General features: G+C 62.9%; 17 protein-coding genes. 10 read left to right on the plus strand and 7 right to left on the minus strand.

Annotated features, from left to right (window positions below):
- Positions 1 to 22 precede the first annotated feature (22 nt).
- A complete protein-coding gene (locus tag N436_RS02010; protein ID WP_105945264.1) occupies positions 23 to 4,888 on the plus strand; it encodes an NAD-glutamate dehydrogenase in 4,866 nt (1,621 codons plus the stop codon).
- A gap of 164 nt (positions 4,889 to 5,052) precedes the next feature.
- Here the strand turns inward: N436_RS02010 and N436_RS02020 are convergent, their stop codons facing one another.
- Positions 5,053 to 5,871, minus strand: coding sequence for a pyruvate, water dikinase regulatory protein (locus N436_RS02020; protein WP_016714844.1), 819 nt, complete (start codon positions 5,869 to 5,871; stop codon positions 5,053 to 5,055).
- 179 nt (positions 5,872 to 6,050) lie between these two features.
- Between N436_RS02020 and ppsA the strand changes: the two genes are divergently transcribed.
- The 8 genes from ppsA to N436_RS02060 all read left to right on the plus strand — a co-directional run bounded on the left by ppsA (position 6,051) and on the right by N436_RS02060 (position 14,267).
- Entirely contained in the window at positions 6,051 to 8,426 is a 2,376-nt protein-coding gene (ppsA, locus tag N436_RS02025) for a phosphoenolpyruvate synthase (RefSeq protein WP_025754479.1), read from the plus strand.
- Between the two features lie 101 nt (positions 8,427 to 8,527).
- The gene (locus N436_RS02030) at positions 8,528 to 9,520 is read left to right on the plus strand and encodes an alpha/beta fold hydrolase (RefSeq protein ID WP_110740294.1); all 993 of its coding nucleotides are present in this window, start codon (positions 8,528 to 8,530) and stop codon (positions 9,518 to 9,520) included.
- A gap of 219 nt (positions 9,521 to 9,739) precedes the next feature.
- A complete protein-coding gene (rraA, locus tag N436_RS02035) occupies positions 9,740 to 10,231 on the plus strand; it encodes a ribonuclease E activity regulator RraA (RefSeq protein WP_016714847.1) in 492 nt (163 codons plus the stop codon).
- Between the two features lie 27 nt (positions 10,232 to 10,258).
- Complete coding sequence (locus N436_RS02040; RefSeq protein WP_105945262.1) at positions 10,259 to 11,254, plus strand: zinc transporter ZntB; 996 nt, start codon at positions 10,259 to 10,261, stop codon at positions 11,252 to 11,254.
- An 87-nt stretch (positions 11,255 to 11,341) separates the two neighbouring features.
- Positions 11,342 to 11,614 carry a hypothetical protein gene (locus N436_RS02045; protein WP_014591816.1) on the plus strand — a complete coding sequence of 91 codons (273 nt, stop codon included), beginning with the start codon at positions 11,342 to 11,344 and terminating at the stop codon, positions 11,612 to 11,614.
- A gap of 2 nt (positions 11,615 to 11,616) precedes the next feature.
- Positions 11,617 to 12,441, plus strand: a complete 825-nt coding sequence (locus tag N436_RS02050) for a mechanosensitive ion channel domain-containing protein (protein WP_004376138.1) — start codon at positions 11,617 to 11,619, stop codon at positions 12,439 to 12,441.
- 113 nt (positions 12,442 to 12,554) lie between these two features.
- Positions 12,555 to 13,121, plus strand: coding sequence for an RNA polymerase sigma factor SigX (gene sigX, locus N436_RS02055; protein WP_003248665.1), 567 nt, complete (start codon positions 12,555 to 12,557; stop codon positions 13,119 to 13,121).
- A gap of 111 nt (positions 13,122 to 13,232) precedes the next feature.
- Positions 13,233 to 14,267, plus strand: coding sequence for an OmpA family protein (locus tag N436_RS02060; protein ID WP_016714850.1), 1,035 nt, complete (start codon positions 13,233 to 13,235; stop codon positions 14,265 to 14,267).
- Between the two features lie 127 nt (positions 14,268 to 14,394).
- Here the strand turns inward: N436_RS02060 and cobA are convergent, their stop codons facing one another.
- From cobA to N436_RS02085, 5 genes are all read right to left on the minus strand, one after another.
- Entirely contained in the window at positions 14,395 to 15,162 is a 768-nt protein-coding gene (gene cobA / locus N436_RS02065) for a uroporphyrinogen-III C-methyltransferase (RefSeq protein ID WP_256589870.1), read from the minus strand.
- A gap of 27 nt (positions 15,163 to 15,189) precedes the next feature.
- On the minus strand, positions 15,190 to 16,860 hold the full coding sequence (locus N436_RS02070; protein WP_110740295.1) for a bifunctional protein-serine/threonine kinase/phosphatase: 1,671 nt from the start codon (positions 16,858 to 16,860) through the stop codon (positions 15,190 to 15,192).
- Positions 16,861 to 16,869: 9 nt separating this feature from the next.
- The gene (locus tag N436_RS02075; RefSeq protein WP_105945260.1) at positions 16,870 to 18,081 is read right to left on the minus strand and encodes a NarK/NasA family nitrate transporter; all 1,212 of its coding nucleotides are present in this window, start codon (positions 18,079 to 18,081) and stop codon (positions 16,870 to 16,872) included.
- Between the two features lie 172 nt (positions 18,082 to 18,253).
- Positions 18,254 to 18,829, minus strand: coding sequence for an ANTAR domain-containing response regulator (locus tag N436_RS02080; RefSeq protein WP_019096172.1), 576 nt, complete (start codon positions 18,827 to 18,829; stop codon positions 18,254 to 18,256).
- An 11-nt stretch (positions 18,830 to 18,840) separates the two neighbouring features.
- On the minus strand, positions 18,841 to 20,055 hold the full coding sequence (locus N436_RS02085; RefSeq protein WP_110740296.1) for a CmpA/NrtA family ABC transporter substrate-binding protein: 1,215 nt from the start codon (positions 20,053 to 20,055) through the stop codon (positions 18,841 to 18,843).
- A gap of 156 nt (positions 20,056 to 20,211) precedes the next feature.
- Here N436_RS02085 and N436_RS02090 point away from each other — a divergent pair, with 156 nt between their 5' ends.
- Positions 20,212 to 21,237, plus strand: coding sequence for a quinone-dependent dihydroorotate dehydrogenase (locus N436_RS02090; RefSeq protein WP_110740297.1), 1,026 nt, complete (start codon positions 20,212 to 20,214; stop codon positions 21,235 to 21,237).
- 97 nt (positions 21,238 to 21,334) lie between these two features.
- Here the strand turns inward: N436_RS02090 and rmf are convergent, their stop codons facing one another.
- Positions 21,335 to 21,547: a ribosome modulation factor gene (gene rmf / locus N436_RS28510; RefSeq protein ID WP_177410239.1), complete on the minus strand. Its 213-nt coding sequence runs from the start codon at positions 21,545 to 21,547 to the stop codon at positions 21,335 to 21,337.
- Between the last annotated feature and the right edge of the window lie 403 nt (positions 21,548 to 21,950).

A 21,950-nucleotide genomic window follows, 5' to 3' on the forward strand; every position in this document is an offset into this window, starting at 1 on the left:
AAGCCCAAGCGGAGTACCACAGATGGCGTTCTTCACCGCAGCCAGCAAAGCCGACTTCCAGCATCAACTGCAAGCGGCCCTGGCGCAGCACATCAGCGAACAGTCCCTGCCACAAGTGGCGCTGTTCGCCGAGCAGTTCTTCGGCATCATCTCTCTGGACGAACTCACCCAGCGCAGGCTTTCCGACCTGGCCGGCTGCACCCTGTCAGCCTGGCGCATCATCGAACGTTTCGACCCCGAATACCCGCAAGTGCGGGTATACAACCCTGATTACGAGCGCAACGGCTGGCAATCGACCCACACCGTGGTCGAGGTGCTGCACCACGACCTGCCGTTTTTGGTCGACTCGGTGCGCACCGAGCTCAACCGCCGTGGCTACAGCATTCACACCCTGCAAACCACCGTGCTCAGCGTGCGCCGTGGCGCCAAGGGCGAGCTGCTGGAACTGCTGCCCAAGGGTACCCAGGGCGAGGGCGTGCGCCACGAGTCGCTGATGTACCTGGAGATCGACCGCTGCGCCAATGCCGCTGAGCTGACCGTGCTGGCCCGCGAGATCGAGCAGGTGCTGGCCGAGGTGCGGGTGGCAGTCGCCGATTTCGAGCCGATGAAGGCCAAGCTGCGTGACGTGGTGGCCGAGGTGGAACAGACCGCCTTCGGCCCGGCGCAACACGAAAAGGGCGAGGTCAAGGCCTTCCTCGAGTGGCTGCTGGACAACCACTTCACCTTCCTGGGCTATGAAGAGTTCACCGTCAAGGGCGACGCCGATGGCGGCCAGATGGTTTACGACGAGCAGTCGTTCCTCGGCCTGCCGCGCCGCCTGCGCGTGGGCCTGACGGCTGAAGAGCTGCGCATCGAAGACTACGCCGTGGCCTACCTCAACGAGCCGCTGCTGCTGTCGTTCGCCAAGGCCGCGCTGCCTAGCCGCGTGCACCGCCCGGCCTACCCGGACTACGTGTCGATCCGCCAGCTGGACGCCGACGGCAAGGTCATCAAGGAACACCGCTTCATGGGCCTGTACACCTCGTCGGTGTATGGCGAAAGCGTGCATGCCATCCCTTACATCCGCGTCAAGGTAGCCGAAGTCGAGCGCCGCTCGGGCTTCGACCCCAAGGCCCACCTCGGCAAGGAACTGGCCCAGGTGCTGGAGGTGCTGCCGCGCGACGACCTGTTCCAGACGCCGATCGACGAGCTGTTCACCACCGTCATGGCGATCGTGCAGATCCAGGAGCGCAACAAGATCCGCGTGTTCCTGCGCAAGGACCCGTACGGCCGCTTCTGCTACTGCCTGGCGTACGTGCCGCGGGAGATCTACTCCACCGAAGTGCGACAGAAAATCCAGCAAGTACTGATGGAGCGCCTGAAGGCCAGCGACTGCGAGTTCTGGACCTTCTTCTCCGAATCGGTGCTGGCCCGTGTGCAACTGATTTTGCGGGTAGACCCGAAAAACCGCATCGACATCGACCCGCAGCAGCTGGAACGCGAAGTCATCCAGGCCTGCCGCTCGTGGCATGACGATTATTCGACGCTGGTAGTGGAGAACTTCGGCGAAGCCCAAGGCACCAACATCCTCGCCGATTTCCCCAAGGGCTTCCCGGCCGGCTACCGCGAACGCTTTGCCGCGCACTCGGCCGTTGTCGACCTGCAGCATGTGCTGGGCCTGTCGGAAAGCAAGCCGCTGGCCATGAGCTTCTACCAGCCGTTGACCCAGGTGGGTGAGCGCATCCTGCACTGCAAGCTGTACCACGCCGACACCCCGCTGGCGCTGTCCGACGTGTTGCCGATCCTGGAAAACCTCGGCTTGCGCGTGCTGGGCGAATTCCCGTATCGCCTGCGCCATGCCAGTGGCCGCGAGTACTGGATTCACGATTTTGCCTTCACCTACAGCGAAGGCCTGAGCCTGGATATCCAGCAGCTCAACGACACCCTGCAGGACGCCTTCATCCACATCGTGCGTGGCGATGCCGAGAACGATGCCTTCAACCGTCTGGTACTCACCGCTGGCCTGCCTTGGCGTGACGTGGCGCTGCTGCGCGCTTACGCCCGATACCTGAAGCAGATCCGCCTGGGCTTCGACCTGGGTTACATCGCCAGCACCCTGAACAACCACACCGACATCGCCCGCGAGCTGACCCGGTTGTTCAAGACCCGCTTCTACCTGGCGCGCAAGCTCACCCAGGATGACCTCGACGACAAGCAGCAGCGCCTGGAGCAGGCCATCCTGACTGCGCTCGACGACGTGCAGGTGCTCAACGAAGACCGCATCCTGCGGCGCTACCTGGACCTGATCAAGGCCACCCTGCGCACCAACTTCTATCAGCCGGATGCCAACGGCCAGAACAAGTCGTACTTCAGCTTCAAGTTCAACCCCAAGCTGATCCCCGAACTGCCCAAGCCGGTGCCCAAGTTCGAAATCTTCGTTTATTCGCCTCGGGTCGAGGGCGTGCACCTGCGCTTTGGCAACGTCGCCCGTGGCGGCCTGCGCTGGTCTGACCGTGAAGAAGACTTCCGTACCGAAGTGCTGGGCCTGGTCAAAGCCCAGCAGGTGAAGAACTCGGTCATCGTGCCGGTCGGCGCCAAGGGCGGTTTCCTGCCGCGCCGCCTGCCACTGGGCGGCAGCCGGGACGAAATTGCCGCCGAAGGCGTGGCGTGCTACCGCATCTTCATTTCCGGCCTGCTCGACATCACCGACAACCTCAAGGACGGTGGCGTGGTGCCGCCGGCCAACGTGGTGCGTCACGACGATGATGACCCGTACCTGGTGGTGGCGGCCGACAAAGGCACTGCCACCTTCTCCGACATCGCCAACGGCATTGCCATCGACTATGGCTTCTGGCTGGGCGATGCCTTCGCCTCGGGCGGCTCGGCCGGTTATGACCACAAGAAGATGGGCATTACCGCGCGCGGCGCCTGGGTGGGCGTGCAGCGCCACTTCCGCGAGCGCGGCATCAACGTGCAGGAAGACCCGATCACCGTTATCGGCGTGGGCGACATGGCCGGCGACGTGTTCGGCAACGGCCTGCTGATGTCCGACAAGCTGCAACTGGTGGCGGCATTCAACCACCTTCACATCTTCATCGACCCCAACCCCGAGCCTGCGTCCAGCTTTGCCGAGCGCAAGCGCCTGTTCGACCTGCCGCGTTCGGCCTGGAGCGATTACGACACCAGCATCATGTCTGAAGGCGGCGGCATCTTCCCGCGCAGTGCCAAAAGCATCGCCATCAGCCCGCAGATGAAAGAGCGCTTCGCCATCGAAGCCGACCGCCTGACCCCGACCGAGCTGCTCAACGCGTTGCTCAAGGCCCCGGTCGACCTGCTGTGGAACGGCGGCATCGGTACCTACGTGAAAGCCAGCAGCGAAAGCCACGCCGATGTCGGTGACAAGGCCAACGACGCGCTGCGGGTCAACGGCAATGAACTGCGCTGCAAAGTGGTGGGCGAGGGTGGCAACCTGGGCATGACCCAGCTTGGCCGGGTGGAGTTCGGCCTGAACGGCGGCGCCACCAACACCGACTTCATCGACAACGCCGGCGGCGTGGACTGCTCCGACCACGAGGTCAACATCAAGATCCTGCTCAACGAAGTGGTGCAGGGTGGCGACATGACCGAGAAGCAGCGTAACCAGCTGCTGGGCAGCATGACCGACGAAGTCGGCAACCTGGTGCTGGGCAACAACTACAAGCAGACCCAGGCGCTGTCGTTGGCGGCCCGCCGCGCCCGCGAGCGGATTGCCGAGTACAAGCGCCTGATGGCCGACCTGGAAGGCCGTGGCAAGCTGGACCGCGCCATCGAGTTCCTGCCGTCCGAAGAACAGTTGGCTGAACGCCTGGCTGCCGGCCAGGGCCTGACCCGCGCCGAGCTGTCGGTGCTGATCTCGTACAGCAAGATCGACCTCAAGGAGCAACTGCTCAAGTCGCTGGTGCCGGATGATGACTACCTGACCCGCGACATGGAAACCGCCTTCCCGCCGTCGCTGGTCAGCAAGTTCGCCGAGGCCATGCGCCGCCACCGCCTGAAGCGCGAAATCGTCAGCACCCAGATCGCCAACGACCTGGTGAACAACATGGGCATCACCTTTGTCCAGCGCCTGAAGGAGTCGACCGGCATGAGCCCGGCCAACGTGGCCGGGGCCTATGTGATCGTGCGCGACATCTTCCACCTGCCGCACTGGTTCCGCCAGATCGAGGCCCTGGACTACCAGGTGCCGGCAGAAATCCAGCTCACCCTGATGGACGAGCTGATGCGCCTGGGCCGCCGTGCCACCCGCTGGTTCCTGCGTAGCCGCCGTAACGAGCAGGACGCCGGGCGCGACACCGCGCACTTCGGGCCGAAGATCGCGCAGTTGGGGCTCAAGCTGGACGAGCTGCTGGAAGGCCCGACCCGCGAACGCTGGATGGTGCGTTACCAGAGCTTTGTCGACGCTGGTGTGCCGGAGTTGCTGGCGCGCATGGTGGCCGGTACCAGCCACTTGTACACCCTGCTGCCGATCATCGAAGCCGCCGACGTTACCGGCCATGAGCCGGCGCAGGTGGCCAAGGCGTTCTTCGCCGTGGGCAGCGCGCTGGACCTGACCTGGTACCTGCAGGAAATCAGCAACCTGCCGGTGGAAAACAACTGGCAGGCCTTGGCCCGCGAAGCGTTCCGCGATGACATTGACCTGCAGCAACGGGCAATCACCATCTCGGTATTGCAGATGGCCGATGCACCGGAAGACATGGACGCCCGCGTGGCGCTGTGGGCCGAGCAGCACCGGGTGATGGTGGAGCGCTGGCGCGCCATGCTGGACGACCTGCGCAATGCCACGGGCACCGACTATGCGATGTACGCGGTGGCCAACCGCGAGCTGGTCGACCTGGCCATGAGCGGGCAGGCGGCGGTGGTGCCGTCCTGAGCTTGAGTTGAAATAAAAAGCCCCGGCAGTGATGCCGGGGCTTTTTTGTATTACCTGTTCTGGCCCTATCGCCGGCAAGCCAGCTCCCACAGGTCATCCGCAGGTCTTGATAGCTGTGGAGAACCTGTGGGAGCTGGCTTGCCGGCGATAGGGCCAGGACAGGCTTACTTGAACCTGCGCTCCACGCCTTTCTCCACCAGAATCTTCGCCGAAATCTCCTCCACCGAAAAATGCGTGGAATTGATGTTGGGAATGTTCTCCCGGCGGAACAGGTTCTCCACCTCACGCACTTCGAACTCGCACTGGGCAAAGCTGGAATAGCGGCTGTTGGGCTTGCGCTCGTGACGGATGGCGGTGAGGCGATCGGGGTCGATGGTCAGGCCGAACAGCTTGTTGTGGTGCTTTTTCAGCACCGCCGGCAGCTGCAGGCGCTCCATGTCGTCCTCGGTGAGCGGGTAGTTGGCGGCGCGGATGCCGAACTGCATGGCCATGTACAGGCAGGTAGGGGTCTTGCCGCAACGCGACACGCCAACCAGAATCAGGTCGGCCTTGTCGTAGTAGTGGGTACGCGCGCCGTCGTCGTTGTCCAGGGCGAAGTTCACCGCCTCGATGCGTTCCATGTAGTTGGAATTACCGCCAATCGAGTGCGATTTACCCACGGAATACGACGAATGGGCGGTCAATTCCTGCTCGAGCGGGGATAAAAATGATGAAAAGATGTCGATCATGAAGCCATTCGACGTCGCCAGGATCTCACGGATGTCCTGATTGACGATGGTGTCGAAGATGATCGGGCGCACCCCGTCACGCTCGGCGGCGGCGTTGATTTGCTGGACCATGGTCCGCGCTTTGTCCGGCGAATCGATGTACGGGCGGGTAAATTTGTTGAACGGAATGCTCTCGAATTGCGCGAGCAAACTCTGGCCCAGGGTTTCGGCAGTGATACCGGTGCCGTCGGAGATGAAGAACGCGGTTCGTTTCATTTGCGATCTGGGCCTTAAGCTGATGACGTTTCTTGGATATGATAAGTTCGGTTTGCCGAATGCGGCTGTCGGCATTCTCACTTATTTTCCAGGTACAGGCCACAAACGCCCGGCCAAGTCACAGAAGACAGGCGGGCGCCTTTTTGAGCTTTTCCAACACAGTTAGTGGAGAGATCACCTTGGTAGAGTACGTAGTTTCCCTCGATAAGCTCGGCGTCCATGATGTGGAGCATGTGGGGGGCAAGAACGCATCCCTGGGCGAGATGATCAGCAACCTTGCCGGTGCTGGTGTATCGGTGCCGGGCGGCTTTGCCACTACGGCGCAGGCGTACCGCGATTTTCTCGAACAGAGTGGTCTCAACGACCGGATCCATGCCGCCCTCGACGCGCTGGACGTGGATGACATCAATGCCCTGACCAAGACCGGCGCGCAGATTCGCCAGTGGGTCATGGAAGCCGAGTTCCCGGCGCGTCTGGATTCGGAAATCCGAACCGCCTTCGCCGCGATGGCTGCCGGCAACGACAACATGGCGGTTGCCGTGCGCTCCTCGGCCACTGCCGAAGACCTGCCAGACGCCTCGTTCGCAGGCCAACAGGAAACCTTCCTCAACATCCGTGGCGTCGACAACGTGATCCGCGCGGCCAAGGAAGTGTTCGCCTCGCTGTTCAACGACCGCGCCATCGCCTACCGCGTGCACCAGGGCTTCGACCACAAGCTGGTGGCCCTGTCTGCCGGTGTGCAGCGCATGGTCCGCTCCGAAACCGGCACTGCCGGCGTCATGTTCACCCTCGACACCGAATCGGGCTTCCGCGACGTGGTGTTCATCACCGGCGCCTACGGCCTGGGCGAAACCGTCGTGCAGGGTGCGGTCAACCCTGACGAATTCTACGTGCACAAGAACACCCTGCAGGCCGGCCGCCCGGCCATCCTGCGCCGCAACCTGGGCAGCAAGGCCATCAAGATGGTCTACGGCGAAGAAGCCAAGGCCGGCCGTTCGGTCAAGACTGTGGAAGTGGACCGCGCCGAGCGCGCACGCTTCTGCCTGAGCGATGCCGAGGTCAGCGAGCTGGCCAAGCAGGCCATGATCATCGAGCAGCACTACCAGCGCCCGATGGACATCGAGTGGGCCAAGGACGGTGACGACGGCAAGCTGTACATTGTCCAGGCCCGCCCTGAGACCGTGAAGAGCCGTTCCAGCGCCAACGTCATGGAACGCTACCTGCTGAAAGAAAAAGGCACCGTACTGGTCGAAGGCCGTGCCATCGGCCAGCGCATCGGTGCCGGCAAGGTCCGCGTGATCAACGACGTTTCGGAAATGGACAAGGTCCAGCCGGGCGACGTACTGGTTTCCGACATGACCGACCCGGACTGGGAACCGGTGATGAAGCGCGCCAGCGCCATCGTGACCAACCGCGGCGGCCGTACCTGCCACGCGGCGATCATCGCCCGTGAGCTGGGCATTCCTGCTGTAGTGGGTTGCGGCAACGCCACCCAGGTGCTCAAAGACGGCCAGGGCGTGACCGTGTCCTGCGCCGAAGGCGATACCGGCTTCATCTTCGAAGGCGAGCTGGGCTTTGACGTCAAGCAGAACTCCGTCGACGCCATGCCGGAGCTGCCGTTCAAGATCATGATGAACGTCGGCAACCCGGACCGCGCCTTCGACTTCGCCCAGCTGCCCAACGCCGGTGTCGGCCTGGCGCGCCTGGAGTTCATCATCAACCGCATGATCGGTGTGCACCCCAAGGCGCTGCTGAACTATGCCGGCCTGCCTGCCGACCTGAAAGACAGCGTCGACAAGCGCATTGCCGGTTACAACGACCCGGTCGGCTTCTACGTCGAGAAACTGGTCGAAGGCATCAGCACCCTGGCGGCGGCCTTCTACCCGAAAAAGGTCATCGTGCGCCTGTCGGACTTCAAGTCCAACGAGTACGCCAACCTGATCGGCGGCAAGCTGTACGAGCCGGAAGAAGAAAACCCGATGCTGGGCTTCCGTGGCGCTTCGCGTTACATCAGCGAATCGTTCCGTGACTGCTTCGAGCTCGAATGCCGTGCCCTCAAGCGCGTGCGCAACGAGATGGGCCTGACCAACGTCGAGATCATGGTGCCGTTCGTACGCACCCTGGGCGAAGCCAGCCAAGTGGTCGACCTGCTCGCCGAAAACGGCCTGGCCCGTGGCGACAACGGCCTGCGCGTGATCATGATGTGCGAACTGCCGTCCAACGCCATTCTGGCCGAAGAGTTCCTGGAGTACTTCGACGGCTTCTCGATCGGCTCCAACGACCTGACCCAGCTGACCCTGGGCCTGGACCGCGACTCGGGCATCATCGCCCACCTGTTCGACGAGCGTAACCCTGCCGTCAAGAAGCTGCTGGCCAATGCCATCGCCGCGTGCAACAAGGCCGGCAAGTACATCGGCATCTGCGGCCAGGGCCCATCGGACCACCCGGACCTGGCCAAGTGGCTGATGGAGCAGGGCATCGAAAGCGTGTCGCTGAACCCGGACTCGGTACTCGAAACCTGGTTCTTCCTGGCCGAAGGCCAAGGCGCGGCCTGATGCAGTAAAACGCGGGGGGACGTCTGGCGTACCCCCGCCTGGTTTTTTCCAGGGCGAGTTCCAGCAATGGATCCCGCCCTTTTTTGTGCACCAAGCAACCTATGCAAAGCAGCAGCACTCTATTCCCCGTGGCCCTGCTCAGTGCCGAGCGCCGCGGCGACCTCAGCGAAGACGTGTACCGGATCAAGGCCGGCAACGGCCCGGACCCCAGCGTCGAGCTGGCCATCACCCGCCTGGGGCTGGCCGACCATGGCCGTGCCCAGGGCGTGCCGGTCATTCTCCTGCACGGCAGTTTTTCCAACCGGCGTTTCTGGTATTCGCCCAAAGGTATTGGCTTGGGCGCCTACCTCGCCCGTGCCGGTTTCGATGTGTGGATCCCGGAAATGCGCGGTCACGGCCTGTCGCCGCGCAACCATGCCTGGCAGCACAACAGCGTTGCGGCCTATGCCCGTGATGACCTGCCACTGATTGCCGCGTTCGTGCGCGAACAGTCGGGCCAGGCGCCGCACTGGGTTGGCCATTCCTTGGGCGGCACCACCCTGGTGGCGGCGCTTGGGGGTGGTTTCCTGGCTGCCGAACAGGTGGCCAGCGTGGCGCTGTTCGGCACCCAGATCAGCCGTGTCTACTGGCCGTTGAAGGTGCCACCGCTGGTGTGGGGGGCGAAGCTGGTGCTCAAGCGCTGGGGGCAGATATCCGGGCCACGCTTCAAGCGTGGGCCGGAAGACGAGCCGATTGGCCTGGCGCTGGAAAGCATGCGCTGGCATGGCCTGTTCGGGCGCTTTGGCGACAAGCAGCACGACTGGTGGGCGGGGCTGGCAGAGGTGGATGTGCCGCTGCTGGCGGTGGCCGGCGCGGGGGACTTCCAGGACCCGGTGTGGGCCTGCCGCAAGCTGTTCGAGCAGTTGGGGGGCGAGCGCAAGCAGTTCCTGCGGCTGGGGCGTGAGGAAGGTTTTGATGCCTTTGGGCATGTCGACATGCTGGTGAGCAAGGCTGCGCAGGCGCAGGTATGGCCGTTGGTGGAGCGCTGGTTGCGGGATCCATCGCTGCCGGTGCATGAATCCACGGTGGCTGTGGAGCCAGTGGCGGTCAGTTAATTTTGTATTGCCTGTAATGGCCCTATCGCCGGCAAGCCAGCTCCCACAAGTTCTCCACTGACCTCAAGGCCTGTGGTGTACTTGTGGGAGCTGGCTTGCCGGCGATAGGGCCGGTACAGGATGAATACAAATGACTGCCCGGTCCCGGATGACTGCAATGGCCTCCAAGGTGTAGCCTTGGCCGATACCCGCTTTCGTTGTGACTGACAGGAGCTTCCCATGCAGCATTACGTAACGCCCGACCTGTGTGACGCCTACCCCGACCTGGTACACGTGCTGGAACCCATGTTCAGCAATTTTGGCGGCCGCGATTCGTTCGGCGGCCAGATCGTCACCATCAAGTGCTTCGAGGACAACTCGCTGGTCAAGGAGCAGGTCGAACTCGACGGCAAGGGCAAGGTCCTGGTGGTCGATGGTGGTGGTTCGCTGCGCCGTGCGCTGCTGGGTGACATGCTTGCGGAAAAAGCCGCCAAAAACGGTTGGGAAGGCCTGGTGATCTATGGCTGCGTGCGTGACGTCGATGTGCTGATCCAGACCGACGTCGGCGTGCAGGCCCTGGCCAGCCACCCGATGAAAACCGACAAGCGTGGTATCGGTGACCTAAATGTGGTGGTGACCTTCGCCGGCGTGACCTTCCGCCCGGGCGAGTACGTGTATGCCGACAACAATGGCGTACTGGTTTCGCCAAGCCCGCTGAAAATGCCGGAGTGATGCGCCCCACGCGCTGATGGAGCTTTGATGTTCGAGGAAGACAACGCGCAGTGGGGGCTGGTGCATGCCTTGGTGCTCGATGGTAAAGGCGGCGCGCACTCGATTGCCCGTACCGAACTGGACAGCTTGCAACTGCAACCGGAGCAGAGCCTGTGGCTGCACTGGGACCGCAGCCATCCGCAAACCCGTACCTGGTTGCTGCAGGACAGTGGCCTGAGCGAGTTCGCCTGCGAGCTGCTGCTGGAGGAAAACACCCGGCCGCGCCTGCTGCCCATGGCGGACGAACAGCTGCTGCTGTTCCTGCGCGGGGTCAACCTCAACCCGGGTGCCGAGCCTGAAGACATGGTTTCGGTACGTATTTTCGCCGAGGCACAGCGGGTTATCTCGTTGCGCCTCAGGCCGTTGCGTGCCAGTGACGAAATTCTCCAGCAACTGGAACAGGGCAGGGGGCCGAAATCGGCCTCCGAACTGTTGCTGTTGATGGGCGAACTGCTGACTGAAAAGGTTCAGGGACTGGTGAGTGACCTGGCCGAACTGGTCGACCTGGAAGAAGAAAAGGTCGAAACCGACGAGCGGTACACCCCTGAGCATGGCAGCCTGCAGCAGATCCGCCGACGTGCCGCCGGCTTGCGCCGTTTTCTTGCTCCGCAACGGGAAATCTACGCCCAGTTGTCGCGCAGCAAATGGAGCTGGTTCGCCAATGCCGATGCCGATTACTGGAACGAGCTCAATAACAGCCTGATCCGCTACCTCGAAGAACTGGAGCTGACCCGCGAGCGCGCTGCGCTGGTGCTGGAAAGCGAAGACCGGCGGCGCAGCGAGCGGATGAACCGCACCATGTACCGTTTTGGCATCATCACCTGCATCTTTTTGCCCATGAGCTTCATCACCGGGCTGCTGGGCATCAATGTCGGCGGTATTCCGGGGGCGGATAACCCGTTGGGCTTTCTGTTCGCCTGCATCGTCGTGCTGGGGCTGGCGGTGGGGCAGTGGTGGCTGTTCCGGCGGTTGCGATGGGTTTAGGTGTGTATTTTGAAACATTCGTACCAATGGGATGTGTGACCCATTGCCCGGCCATCTCGTCTCTTGCTGACACTGCGCGAGGTGCCCATGCACGATCCGTTTGAAGAATCCCTGCGCGACCTGCTCAAGGCGTCACCCTCCGGCAATGACCGGGACGACCGGGACGACGCCGCTTGCCTGGGTCGCGTACTGAAAACCGCCAACCGCCAGGTTGGCGCGGGTGATCTGTTCAGCCTGCTTGGCCGCTGGAGCCAGGCGCTGCTCATCGCCGTCAATAATGGCTCGGCGCATGTCGCGCCGGTGCGTCGACACTCTTCCCGCAACGCTGCCACCGGCAGCAAAGCAGATAAGGCCGATTGAATATGGAACTCGATCTCTGGACCCAGAGCCTGGTCACCGCAATGACTGCCCTTTGGACCAAGGTAGCGAACTTCATCCCCAACCTGTTCGGCGCGCTGGTCGTGGTGCTGCTCGGTTTCGTGGTGGCCAAGCTGCTCGACACACTGCTGTCCAAGCTGCTGGCCAAGTTTGGCCTGGACCGCCTGATGGCCGGCACCGGCCTCACCAAGATGCTTGGCCGGGTCGGCATTCAGGTGCCGATCTCGACCCTGATCGGCAAGATCGTCTACTGGTTCGTGCTGCTCATCTTCCTGGTCTCGGCCGCCGAGTCGCTGGGCCTGGAGCGGGTGTCGGCCACCCTCGACATGCTTGCCCTGTACCTGCCCAAGGTGTTCGGCGCGGCCTTGGTGCTGCTGGCCGGCGTGCTGCTGGCACAGGTTGCCAATGGCCTGGTGCGCGGCGCTGCCGAAGGCATCGGCCTGGAATACTCGGCAGGGCTTGGGCGCATTACCCAGGGCCTGGTGATCATCATCAGCATCTCGGTGGCCATCAGCCAGCTGGAGGTGAAAACCGACCTGCTGAACCACGTTATCGTCATCGGGCTGATTACCGTTGGTCTGGCCGTTGCCTTGGCCATGGGCCTTGGCAGCCGCGAAATCGCCGGACAGATCCTGGCCGGCATTTACGTGCGCGAGCTGTATCAGGTCGGCCAGCAGGTGCGGATTGGAGAGGTTGAAGGGCACATCGAGGAAATCGGTACGGTCAAGACAACGCTGCTGACCGATGATGGCGAACTGGTGTCGCTGTCCAACCGCGAGTTGCTCGAGCAGCGTGTCAATAGCCGCTAACCGCACAAAAGCTGTTAATGTATGCCGCCGCGAAATTCGACCCACGGGGTCGCGCGGCGACATTGACCTGACTGTCGGCCAGATCCGTTTTGAATAAAGTTCATTCGCCGCCCATGCGTTATGACCCCCGCGAGCTCACCGACGAAGAGTTGGTGGCGCGTTCGCATGAGGAGCTGTACCACGTTACCCGCGCCTATGAAGAGCTCATGCGGCGCTACCAACGGACCCTGTTCAACGTCTGTGCGCGTTATCTGGGGAACGACCGGGACGCGGACGATGTCTGTCAGGAAGTGATGCTGAAAGTGCTGTACGGCCTGAAGAACTTTGAAGGTAAATCCAAGTTCAAGACCTGGCTCTACAGCATCACCTACAACGAGTGCATTACCCAGTACCGCAAGGAGCGCCGTAAACGCCGGTTGATGGATGCCTTGAGTCTGGACCCTGTCGAAGAGGCGTCCGAAGACAAGGCCCCGAAGCCGGAAGAAAAAGGCGGGCTGGACAAATGGCTGGTGCATGTGAACCCGATTGACCGGGAAATTCTGGTGCTTCGTTTTGTCGCAGAACTGGAATTTCAGGAGATTGCCGACATCATGCACATGGGCCTGAGCGCGACGAAAATGCGCTACAAGCGCGCGCTAGACAAGCTTCGGGAGAAATTTGCCGGCCTCGATGAAACTTAGTGGCGTGTAAATATCTCTAACGAATCGGCGAGTTCTGCTAGACTTGCCGTCGAGTTGTCCCCCGTGTTTGTGGTGGGACTGCTTAACTATCACCAGATGGGGATTTAACGGATGAAATTGAAAAACACCTTGGGCTTGGCCATTGGTTCGCTCGTAGCCGCCACTTCGATTGGCGCTATGGCACAAGGTCAAGGCGCCGTCGAGACCGAAGTTTTCTACAAGAAAGAATTCTTCGACAGCCAGCGCGACTTCAAGAACGACGGCAACCTGTTCGGCGGCTCGATCGGTTACTTCCTGACCGACGACGTTGAACTGCGTCTGGGCTACGACGAAGTACACAACGCTCGTGGCGAAGACGGCAAGAACATCAAGGGCTCGAACACCGCCCTGGACGCCGTTTACCACTTCAACAACCCGTACGACGCTATCCGTCCTTACGTTTCCGCTGGTTTCTCGCACCAGTCGCTGGGCCAGACCGGCCGTGGCGGTCGTGACCACTCCACCTTCGCCAACGTTGGCGCTGGCGCCAAGTGGTACATCACCGACATGTTCTACGCCCGTGCCGGCGTAGAAGCTCAGTACAACATCGACCAGGGCGACACCGAGTGGGCTCCAAGCGTTGGTGTTGGCCTGAACTTCGGCGGTAGCCCGAAGCAAGCCGCAGCCGCTCCGGCTCCAGTTGCTGAAGTCTGCTCCGACTCCGACAACGACGGCGTTTGCGACAACGTCGACAAGTGCCCAGACACCCCGGCCAACGTTACCGTTGACGCCGACGGCTGCCCGGCTGTTGCCGAAGTCGTTCGTGTTGAGCTGGACGTGAAGTTCGACTTCGACAAGTCGGTCGTCAAGCCAAACAGCTACGGCGACATCAAAAACCTGGCTGACTTCATGAAGCAGTACCCACAAACCACCACCGTGGTTGAAGGTCACACTGACTCCGTGGGTCCAGACGCTTACAACCAGAAGCTGTCCGAGCGTCGTGCCAACGCTGTCAAGCAAGTGCTGACCCAGCAGTACGGCGTAGAATCCAGCCGTGTTGACTCGGTAGGCTACGGCGAAACCCGTCCGGTTGCTGACAACGCCACCGAAGAAGGCCGTGCTATCAACCGTCGCGTTGAAGCTCAGGTAGAAGCTCAGTCCAAGTAATTGGCCTGATGTTTCATGAAAAACCCGGCCTCGGCCGGGTTTTTCTTTGCCTGAAGTTTTTCAGTCTGCGCGCACTCTGTGGGAGCGGCCTTGTGTCGCGAAAGGGCCGCTACGCGGCCCCACGGTTTCAGCATTGCTGCAACAGGGGCTGCTGCGCAGCCCTTTCGCGACGCAAGGCCGCTCCCACAGGTGTTCCAGCCACTTCACCGATTACTAACACCGCCGGGCTACGCAAACCAAATCCCTGCGCATCTTCGACCATCCCCCGCACATCGCTCCTGCACTCTCGCTGCTGCGGCAATGAGGCATTCTCGATCATCGCCACTGGCATTCCGGGTGCCATGCCACCCTCCAGCAACCCCTGGCGAATCTGCTCCAGTCGCGCAACCCCCATGTACACCACCAACGTTGTCCCGCCCTGGGCCAAGGCTGCCCAGTTCAGCTCGCTGTCGTCCTGCGTATGCGCCGTTACCAGCGTCACGCCTCGGCTCACCCCGCGTGAGGTCAGCGAAATCCCGCATTGCGTGGCGCCTGCCAGGCCCGCCGTGATGCCGTTGACCAGCTCCACTTCGATACCATGCCCCTGCAGCCACAACGCTTCTTCGCCGCCGCGACCGAAAATGCACGGGTCGCCGCCCTTGAGCCGTACCACGCAGCGTCCTTGCCGAGCATGGCGCAGCATCAGGCGCTGGATGAACGCTTGTGGCGTGGAGCGGCAGCCGCCACGCTTGCCCACGGCAATCACCCGGGCCTGCGGGCAATGCTCCAGCACTGCCGGGTTGACCAGGTCGTCGATCATTACCACTGCCGCTTGCTGCAAGGCACGCACGGCCTTGAGGGTGAGCAGTTCAGGGTCGCCAGGGCCGGCGCCTACCAGCCAGACTTTTGCATTCATCGGGTATTCCTCGTTGGCAGGGTGCGCTCAGCCTTTGAGCAGGCCAAGCAGCAGGATCAGGTTGAGTAGCAACGACAGCAGTGCCAGGGTGCGCCATACCTTCAACGGCTCGCGTTCCAGCAAGGGGCGTGGCCTGTCAGGCAGCTCTTGGCGGTCGCCACGCTCAAGCAGCAACAACCAGTGTTCGGCCGTTTCGAAGCGCTGCGCCGGATCGGCCGCCACCGCCTGCTGCAGGTTGTGCTGCAGCCATTCCGGCAAGTCGGGGCGGTAGCGTGCAGCGTTGACCGGCTGACCGAAGCGCGGGCGCTGAAAGGCTTCCACCTCGCCATACGGGTAGTGCCCGGTCAGCAGGTGATACAGCGTCACGCCCACGGCATACAGGTCCTGGCGCGGGCTGGGTGGTTGGCCGTCGAACGCTTCCGGGGCGATGTACGAGGGCGTGCCGGGCACGTCGTGCGGCGAGTCTTCGGAAAGGCCGGGGCAATAGGCCAGACCGAAATCCAGCAGGCGCAGCTGGCCATCGCTGCCCAGGTGCAGGTTGTCTGGCTTGATGTCGCGGTGCAGCAGGTTGCGCCGGTGCAACACGCCAACCGCCTGCAGCAGTTGCCGGGCCATCTCCAGCCACTGCGGCAGGGGCAGCGGGCCGTGCTCGGCCAGCAGGGTGGCAAGGCTTTGGCCGGGGTACTCGCGCATCACGTAGTACAGGTGTTGCCGCTGGCTGGCCGCATGCAACTCGGGGAAGTGGCGGCCTGCAACCCGGCGCAGGAACCACTCTTCGAGCAACAGCGCTTGCGCAGCACCGGGCTCTTGTTCGCGTTCGGCAGGCAGGGTCTTGAGAAGCCAAGGTTGGCCTTGGCTGTCGCGCACCCGGTACAGCAGCGACTGGCGGCTTTGTGAAAGCAGGCAGTCGGCCTGCCAGTCATCGATCACTTGGCCTGTTCGCAGCGCGCCGGGTACCGGCCACTGCTGCAATTGCGCCAGGGTATCGCCCAGGTTGGCGGTGCCCAACTGCTCGACGTGCACGAGCAAGGCACTGGCGTTGTCCTGGCTGCCATTGAGGTGCGCGCTGGCAACCAGTGTGTCGACGGCCAGTTGCAGGTTGGTTTGTTCGCGCAGCACGGCCTGGATGTGTTGGTCGCCCAGGCTGGCCCAGACCCCGTCGCTGAGCAGCAGGAAGCACTCACCCGGTTGCAGTTCGCCTTCGAGGTAATCCACCAGCAGGTGTTGGTCCAGGCCCAGCGCGCGTTTCAGCACATGCTGCATGCCCGGTTGATCCCACACATGGTCTTCGCTCAGGCACTGCAGGCGCCCGGCGTACCAGCGGTAAACCCGGCAATCACCCACATGGGCCAAGGTGAAGCGCCGGCCACGTAACACCAGTGCGCTGAGTGTGGTCAGCAAAGGCTGGCCGCTGCCCTGGGCGCGCAACCAGCGGTTCTGAGCCAGCAACAGGCGGTCCAGGGCCTGGGCCACGCTCCAGGTGGCGGGGGTGGCGTAGTAGTCCAGCGCCAGTGCCTGCAAACTGGCGCGTGCTGCCAGGCCACCATCGGCGCATTGGCTGACGCCGTCGGCGAGGGCGAACAGGTAGCCCTTGCTGGCGGCCAGCTCCGGCGCCGGGGTGACCAGGCGCAGGGCATCCTGGTTTTCCTCGCGAGGCCCGGTGGCGCTGGCTTGGGCGAACTTCAGTTGCAGGCTCATGGGTGTCCCTCAGACCCGTGCAGCGGTCGCGGCTGCCGAGCCCCAGGTGGTGCGCCAGCGTTGTTTCACGCCATGCAGGCCGAACCAGGCCAGCAGGCCCAGGCTGGCGAACAGCCACAACCCCAACTGGTAGTCACCGGTGTGCTGCTTGATGGTGCCAAGCCCGGCCGCCAGCAGGAAACCACCGATACCGCCGGCCATGCCGATCAGGCCGGTCATCACACCGATCTCCTGGCGGAAGCGCTGTGGTACCAACTGGAATACCGCACCATTACCGGCGCCCAGGCCAAGCATGGCGCTTACGAACAGCGCCAGTGCGGCGGCTGCGGACGGCAGGTTGAAACCGACTGCCGCAATGCAGATGGCTGCCACGCTGTACATGCCCAACAGGGTGCGGATACCGCCGAAGCGGTCGGCCAGGGCGCCGCCGAGCGGGCGCATCAGGCTGCCGGCGAATACGCAGGCGGCGGTGTAGTAGCCGGCGGTGACCGGGCTCAGGCCGTACTGGTCGCTGAAGTAGCCGGGCAGGGCGCTGGCCAGGCCGATGAAGCCGCCAAAGGTGACGCTGTAGAAGAACATGAACCACCAGCTGTCACGGTCGCCGAGGGCCTTGAGGTAGTCGGCCATCGCTTTTGGCTTGGGGCGTTGTGGCGCATTGCGCGCCAGCAGGGCGAACACCACCAGCGCCAGCGACAACGGAATCAGCGCGAAGCCGAACACATTGTTCCAGCCAAAGCCGGCAGCCAGCGCCGGGGCCAGCAGGGCGGCGAACACGGTGCCGGAGTTGCCGGCACCGGCGATGCCCATGGCCTTGCCCTGATGCTGCGGCGGGTACCACTGTGAAGCCAGCGGCAACGACACGGCAAACGACGCACCGGCAAAGCCGAGGAACACGCCCAGTAGCAGGGCCTGTTCGTAGCTGTGCACCCCCAGGTGCCAGGCGCACGCCAAGGCGACGATGACGACCACCTGGCCGATCAGCCCGGCTGTTTTGGGTGACAGGCGGTCAACCAGCACGCCCATGGCAAAGCGCAGGATCGCCCCGGCCAGGATCGGCGTGGCCACCATCAGGCCCCGTTGTTGTGCACTCAGCTGCAAGTCGGCGGCAATCTGCACCGCCAGCGGGCCCAGCAGGTACCAGACCATGAAGCTGAGGTCGAAGTACAGGAACGCGGCGAACAGCGTGGGCACATGCCCGGATTTCCAGAAGCTGGTACTCATCGAACACCTCACTCGGCAATGCAACGGAACGAAAAAGACGCCGCCACCCGCTCCACGGTTGTGGAGGGGAGAGCGACGTCTTTGTCGGGATTTAAGTGGGGCAACCGCCGTTGGCTACCGGTGATGTTTGTTCAGCAAGAGATGGGCCAACTTGGCCCATGCGGGAGCGTTGTCAGCCTAGCATTTCGTGCATGGCAATGATCTGCTCGGCCACCTGGATCAGCTTCTGCTGCCGGCTCATGGCCTGGCGGCGCATCAGGGTGTAGGCCTGTTCTTCGTTGCAATCCTTCATCTTCATCAGCAAACCCTTGGCCTGCTCGATACGCTTGCGCTCGGCCAGCTGCTGGTCGCGCGCCAGCAGCTGCGCCCTAAGCGCCTGGTCACTTTCAAAGCGGGCCATGGCCACATCCAGAATCGGCTGCAGCCGGGCAGCATGGATGCCTTCGACGATGTAGGCACTGACGCCCGCCTGGATCGCCTGGCGCATCACGCCAGGGTCGTGCTCGTCGGTGAACAGCACGATGGGGCGCGGCTGGTCGCGGCTGACCAGCACCACCTGTTCCATCACGTCGCGGTCCGGTGAGTCGGTATCGATCAGCACCACATCCGGGCGCACCGTTTCGACGCAGGCGGGCAGGTCGATAGTCAGGCCTGGGGCTTCGGTAACCTCGAAGCCGGCCTCGATCAACGCCGCCTTGAGGCGGCCGAGTTTGTTCTGGGTGTCGTCGATCAGCAGAATGCGCAACATGTTGGTCCCCCTCACGCGCCGACGCGGGCATCGGGCAGGTCGCCCAGGGCATGCAGGCTGAAGCTGCGGGCATAGCCATAAGGATCGCTGCCGTCCCAGCGGATGCCATCGATCAGCAGGCTGTTGCGCATCGGCTGTTCGGGGCACGCGACGCCCAGGCTTTGCGCCGCCTCGCTGTACAGCCCCAACTGCTGAACCTGCCGAGCCACACCGAGGTAGTCGGGGTCTTCGCGCAACAGGCCCCAGCGGCGGAACTGGGTCATGAACCACATGCCGTCGGACAGGTACGGCAGGTTGGCCCGGCCCTGGTCGAACAGGCGCAGGGCGTGCGGGTCTTGCCACTGGTTGCCTAGGCCATCCTGATAGTGGCCGAGCAGGCGGGGCTCGATGCTGTCCAGCGGGGTGTCCAGGTAGGCGTTGCCGCTAAGCAGTTGCGCAGTGCTGCGGCGGTTTTCGGGGCTTTGCTCGATGAACCGGCTGGCGGCGAGGATCGCCTTGATGAGCGCGCGGGCGCTGTTGGGGTAGTGTTCGGCGAAGGCGCGAGCACACGCCAGCACCTTTTCCGGATGGTCTGGCCATATCGACTGGCTGGTGGCCAGGGTAAAACCCTGGCCCTTGGCCACAGCATCGGCGGCCCAAGGCTCACCCACGCAGAAGCCGTCGATGCGCCCCGCCTGGATATGCGCGGCCATCTGGGCTGGCGGCACCACGACGCTGTCCACGTCGCGCAGCGGGTGGATGCCCTGGCTGGCCAGCCAGTAATACAGCCACATGGCGTGGGTGCCGGTGGGGAAGGTCTGGGCGAAGGTCAGGCGTGCGCCATGCTGGTGCACCAGGCGCGCCAATGCTTCAGGGTTGGTCACGCCTTTGCGCTGCAAGGCAGGGGAGAGGTTGATGGCCTGGGCGTTCTGGTTCAGGCCCATGAGCACCGCCATGTCACTGGCCGGTACGCCACCGATGCCCAGGTGCACGGCATAGACCAAGCCATACAGGCAGTGCGCGGCATCCAGCTTGCCGCTGACCAGCTTGTCGCGCAGCCCGGCCCAGGAGCCTTGGCGCTTGAGGTTGAGGGTAAGGCCGTATTGCTGGGCGAAGCCCTGGGTGGCGGCGACCACCACCGAGGCGCAGTCGGTCAGTGCCATATAGCCGATGTTCAGGCTGGGCTTTTCCGGCGCGTCACTGCCATTGACCCAGGCCAGGGGCGTTGCTCGGGGTACGGTGTTCACAAGGTTCCTCGCCTGTACTGATAAGGCTGTGGGCCAAACCGGTGCAACCGATGTGCCAAGGGTGGCCGGGGCGCGTAGCGGCCCCACGATTTGCTGTCCTGCCAGCCCCAGGCTGGCTATAATCGCCCCCTCACTCACCCCGAGCCTTGCCCGCCCATGTATACCCTGGCCCGCCAGCTGCTGTTCAAGCTTTCCCCGGAAACTTCCCACGACCTGTCCCTGGACCTGATCGGCGCCGGTGGCCGTCTTGGCCTCAATGGCGTGCTGTGCAAGCAGCCGGCGGCATTGCCGGTTTCGGTCATGGGCTTGAACTTCGCCAACCCGGTGGGCCTGGCCGCAGGCCTGGACAAGAACGGCGCGGCCATCGACGGCTTTGCCCAGCTGGGCTTCGGCTTTGTCGAAATCGGCACCGTCACCCCGCGTCCGCAACCGGGCAACCCCAAGCCACGGCTGTTCCGCCTGCCGGAAGCGACGGCCATCATCAACCGCATGGGCTTCAACAACCTGGGCGTCGATCACCTGCTCGGCCGTGTGCAGGCGTCGCGTTACAACGGCGTGCTGGGCATCAACATCGGCAAGAACTTCGACACCCCGGTCGAGCGCGCCGTGGATGACTACCTGATCTGCCTGGACAAGGTGTACACCGCCGCCAGCTACATCACCGTCAACGTCAGCTCGCCGAATACCCCGGGCCTGCGCAGCCTGCAGTTCGGCGATTCGCTCAAGCAGTTGCTCGATGCCCTGGCCGAACGCCGCGAGCAACTGGCGGCTACCCATGGCAAGCGTGTACCGCTGGCCATCAAGATCGCCCCGGACATGAGCGACGAAGAAACTGCGCTGGTGGCTGCCGCGCTGATGGCGTCGGGCATGGATGCGGTGATCGCCACCAACACCACGCTGGGCCGTGAAGGTGTCGAGGGGCTGCCGTATGGCGGCGAGGCGGGTGGCCTGTCGGGCGCGCCGGTGCTGGAAAAGAGCACCCACATTGTCAAGGTGCTGGCAGGCGAGCTGGGCGGCAAGTTGCCGATCATTGCTGCAGGTGGCATTACCGAAGGCCGTCACGCTGCCGAGAAGATCGCTGCCGGTGCGAGCCTGGTACAGATCTACTCGGGCTTCATCTACAAGGGGCCGGCATTGATTCGTGAAGCGGTCGATGCCATTGCGGCATTACCGCGCGGTTAAACGGCAGGCATAAAAAAGGGCCCCGTCAAGGGGCCCCTGGGCCGCAGCCCGCCGCCCGGATAGGGCGCGCATGGTGACTCGAATTCAGTGTCCTCGTTCAGCCAAAGGCGTGATTTTCGGAGAGCCTGTGGATGCCAGCGATGCCGGTCTCGCCGGCGCACCTGGCATCAAAACCTTCTCGCCAGCCATTATTCCAGTTGAATTGTTTTTCACCCTCGTAAGGGCAAAGCTCTTTGGATTTGCCGGCCATCCCGTACAGGAAACCACGTTTATAAGCTCTTTCCAACGGATCACGCTTAAGTCTTCTCATAGGGTGCTGCCCTCACTTGTTGACTGTAATGTCCCGTCGGCCTCTCCGAGGCCGGGCAGAATCTTTCTGCCGGTGTGCGCCCGCTGCCGGCGTGGCGGGCTGAAGGTGCCGCCTCGTTGCGAAGCGACCTGAGACCAGTTCTAACGAATGCGAGTCACGGTGTGAATGATCGATTTGTCATAAGCACGTAACCTTTCCTAGGGTGAGGGGATAAGTAAATAAATGCGACTCAACCTTGTTTGGCGTTGAGCCCGCTGTGATCGGGGTTTGCTGAACATTGACGTCATTTCGCCAGCGTTGCTTGCGGATGACAGAAATAATTTGAAATGCGACGAAGGGTCACATCGCCCCGGTTATCGCCAGAATTTTTCATACTGCCTGATGATCTAAGCTGTCTTGGCCA

The sequence above is a fragment of the Pseudomonas sp. RV120224-01b genome, assembly GCF_003208145.1.
GTDB lineage: Bacteria > Pseudomonadota > Gammaproteobacteria > Pseudomonadales > Pseudomonadaceae > Aquipseudomonas > Aquipseudomonas monteilii.

Coding starts and splice junctions, on each gene's coding strand:
- N436_RS02070 (WP_110740295.1), bottom strand. CDS start 16,860: ATGAGCCTGCAACTGAAGTTCGCCCAAGCCAGCGCCACCGGGCCTCGC.
- N436_RS02080 (WP_019096172.1), bottom strand. CDS start 18,829: ATGTTGCGCATTCTGCTGATCGACGACACCCAGAACAAACTCGGCCGC.
- rmf (WP_177410239.1), bottom strand. CDS start 21,547: ATGAGAAGACTTAAGCGTGATCCGTTGGAAAGAGCTTATAAACGTGGT.
- cobA (WP_256589870.1), bottom strand. CDS start 15,162: ATGAATGCAAAAGTCTGGCTGGTAGGCGCCGGCCCTGGCGACCCTGAA.
- N436_RS02075 (WP_105945260.1), bottom strand. CDS start 18,081: ATGAGTACCAGCTTCTGGAAATCCGGGCATGTGCCCACGCTGTTCGCC.
- N436_RS02090 (WP_110740297.1), top strand. CDS start 20,212: ATGTATACCCTGGCCCGCCAGCTGCTGTTCAAGCTTTCCCCGGAAACT.
- rraA (WP_016714847.1), top strand. CDS start 9,740: ATGCAGCATTACGTAACGCCCGACCTGTGTGACGCCTACCCCGACCTG.
- sigX (WP_003248665.1), top strand. CDS start 12,555: ATGCGTTATGACCCCCGCGAGCTCACCGACGAAGAGTTGGTGGCGCGT.
- N436_RS02020 (WP_016714844.1), bottom strand. CDS start 5,871: ATGAAACGAACCGCGTTCTTCATCTCCGACGGCACCGGTATCACTGCC.
- N436_RS02010 (WP_105945264.1), top strand. CDS start 23: ATGGCGTTCTTCACCGCAGCCAGCAAAGCCGACTTCCAGCATCAACTG.
- N436_RS02060 (WP_016714850.1), top strand. CDS start 13,233: ATGAAATTGAAAAACACCTTGGGCTTGGCCATTGGTTCGCTCGTAGCC.
- N436_RS02030 (WP_110740294.1), top strand. CDS start 8,528: ATGCAAAGCAGCAGCACTCTATTCCCCGTGGCCCTGCTCAGTGCCGAG.
- N436_RS02045 (WP_014591816.1), top strand. CDS start 11,342: ATGCACGATCCGTTTGAAGAATCCCTGCGCGACCTGCTCAAGGCGTCA.
- N436_RS02050 (WP_004376138.1), top strand. CDS start 11,617: ATGGAACTCGATCTCTGGACCCAGAGCCTGGTCACCGCAATGACTGCC.
- N436_RS02040 (WP_105945262.1), top strand. CDS start 10,259: ATGTTCGAGGAAGACAACGCGCAGTGGGGGCTGGTGCATGCCTTGGTG.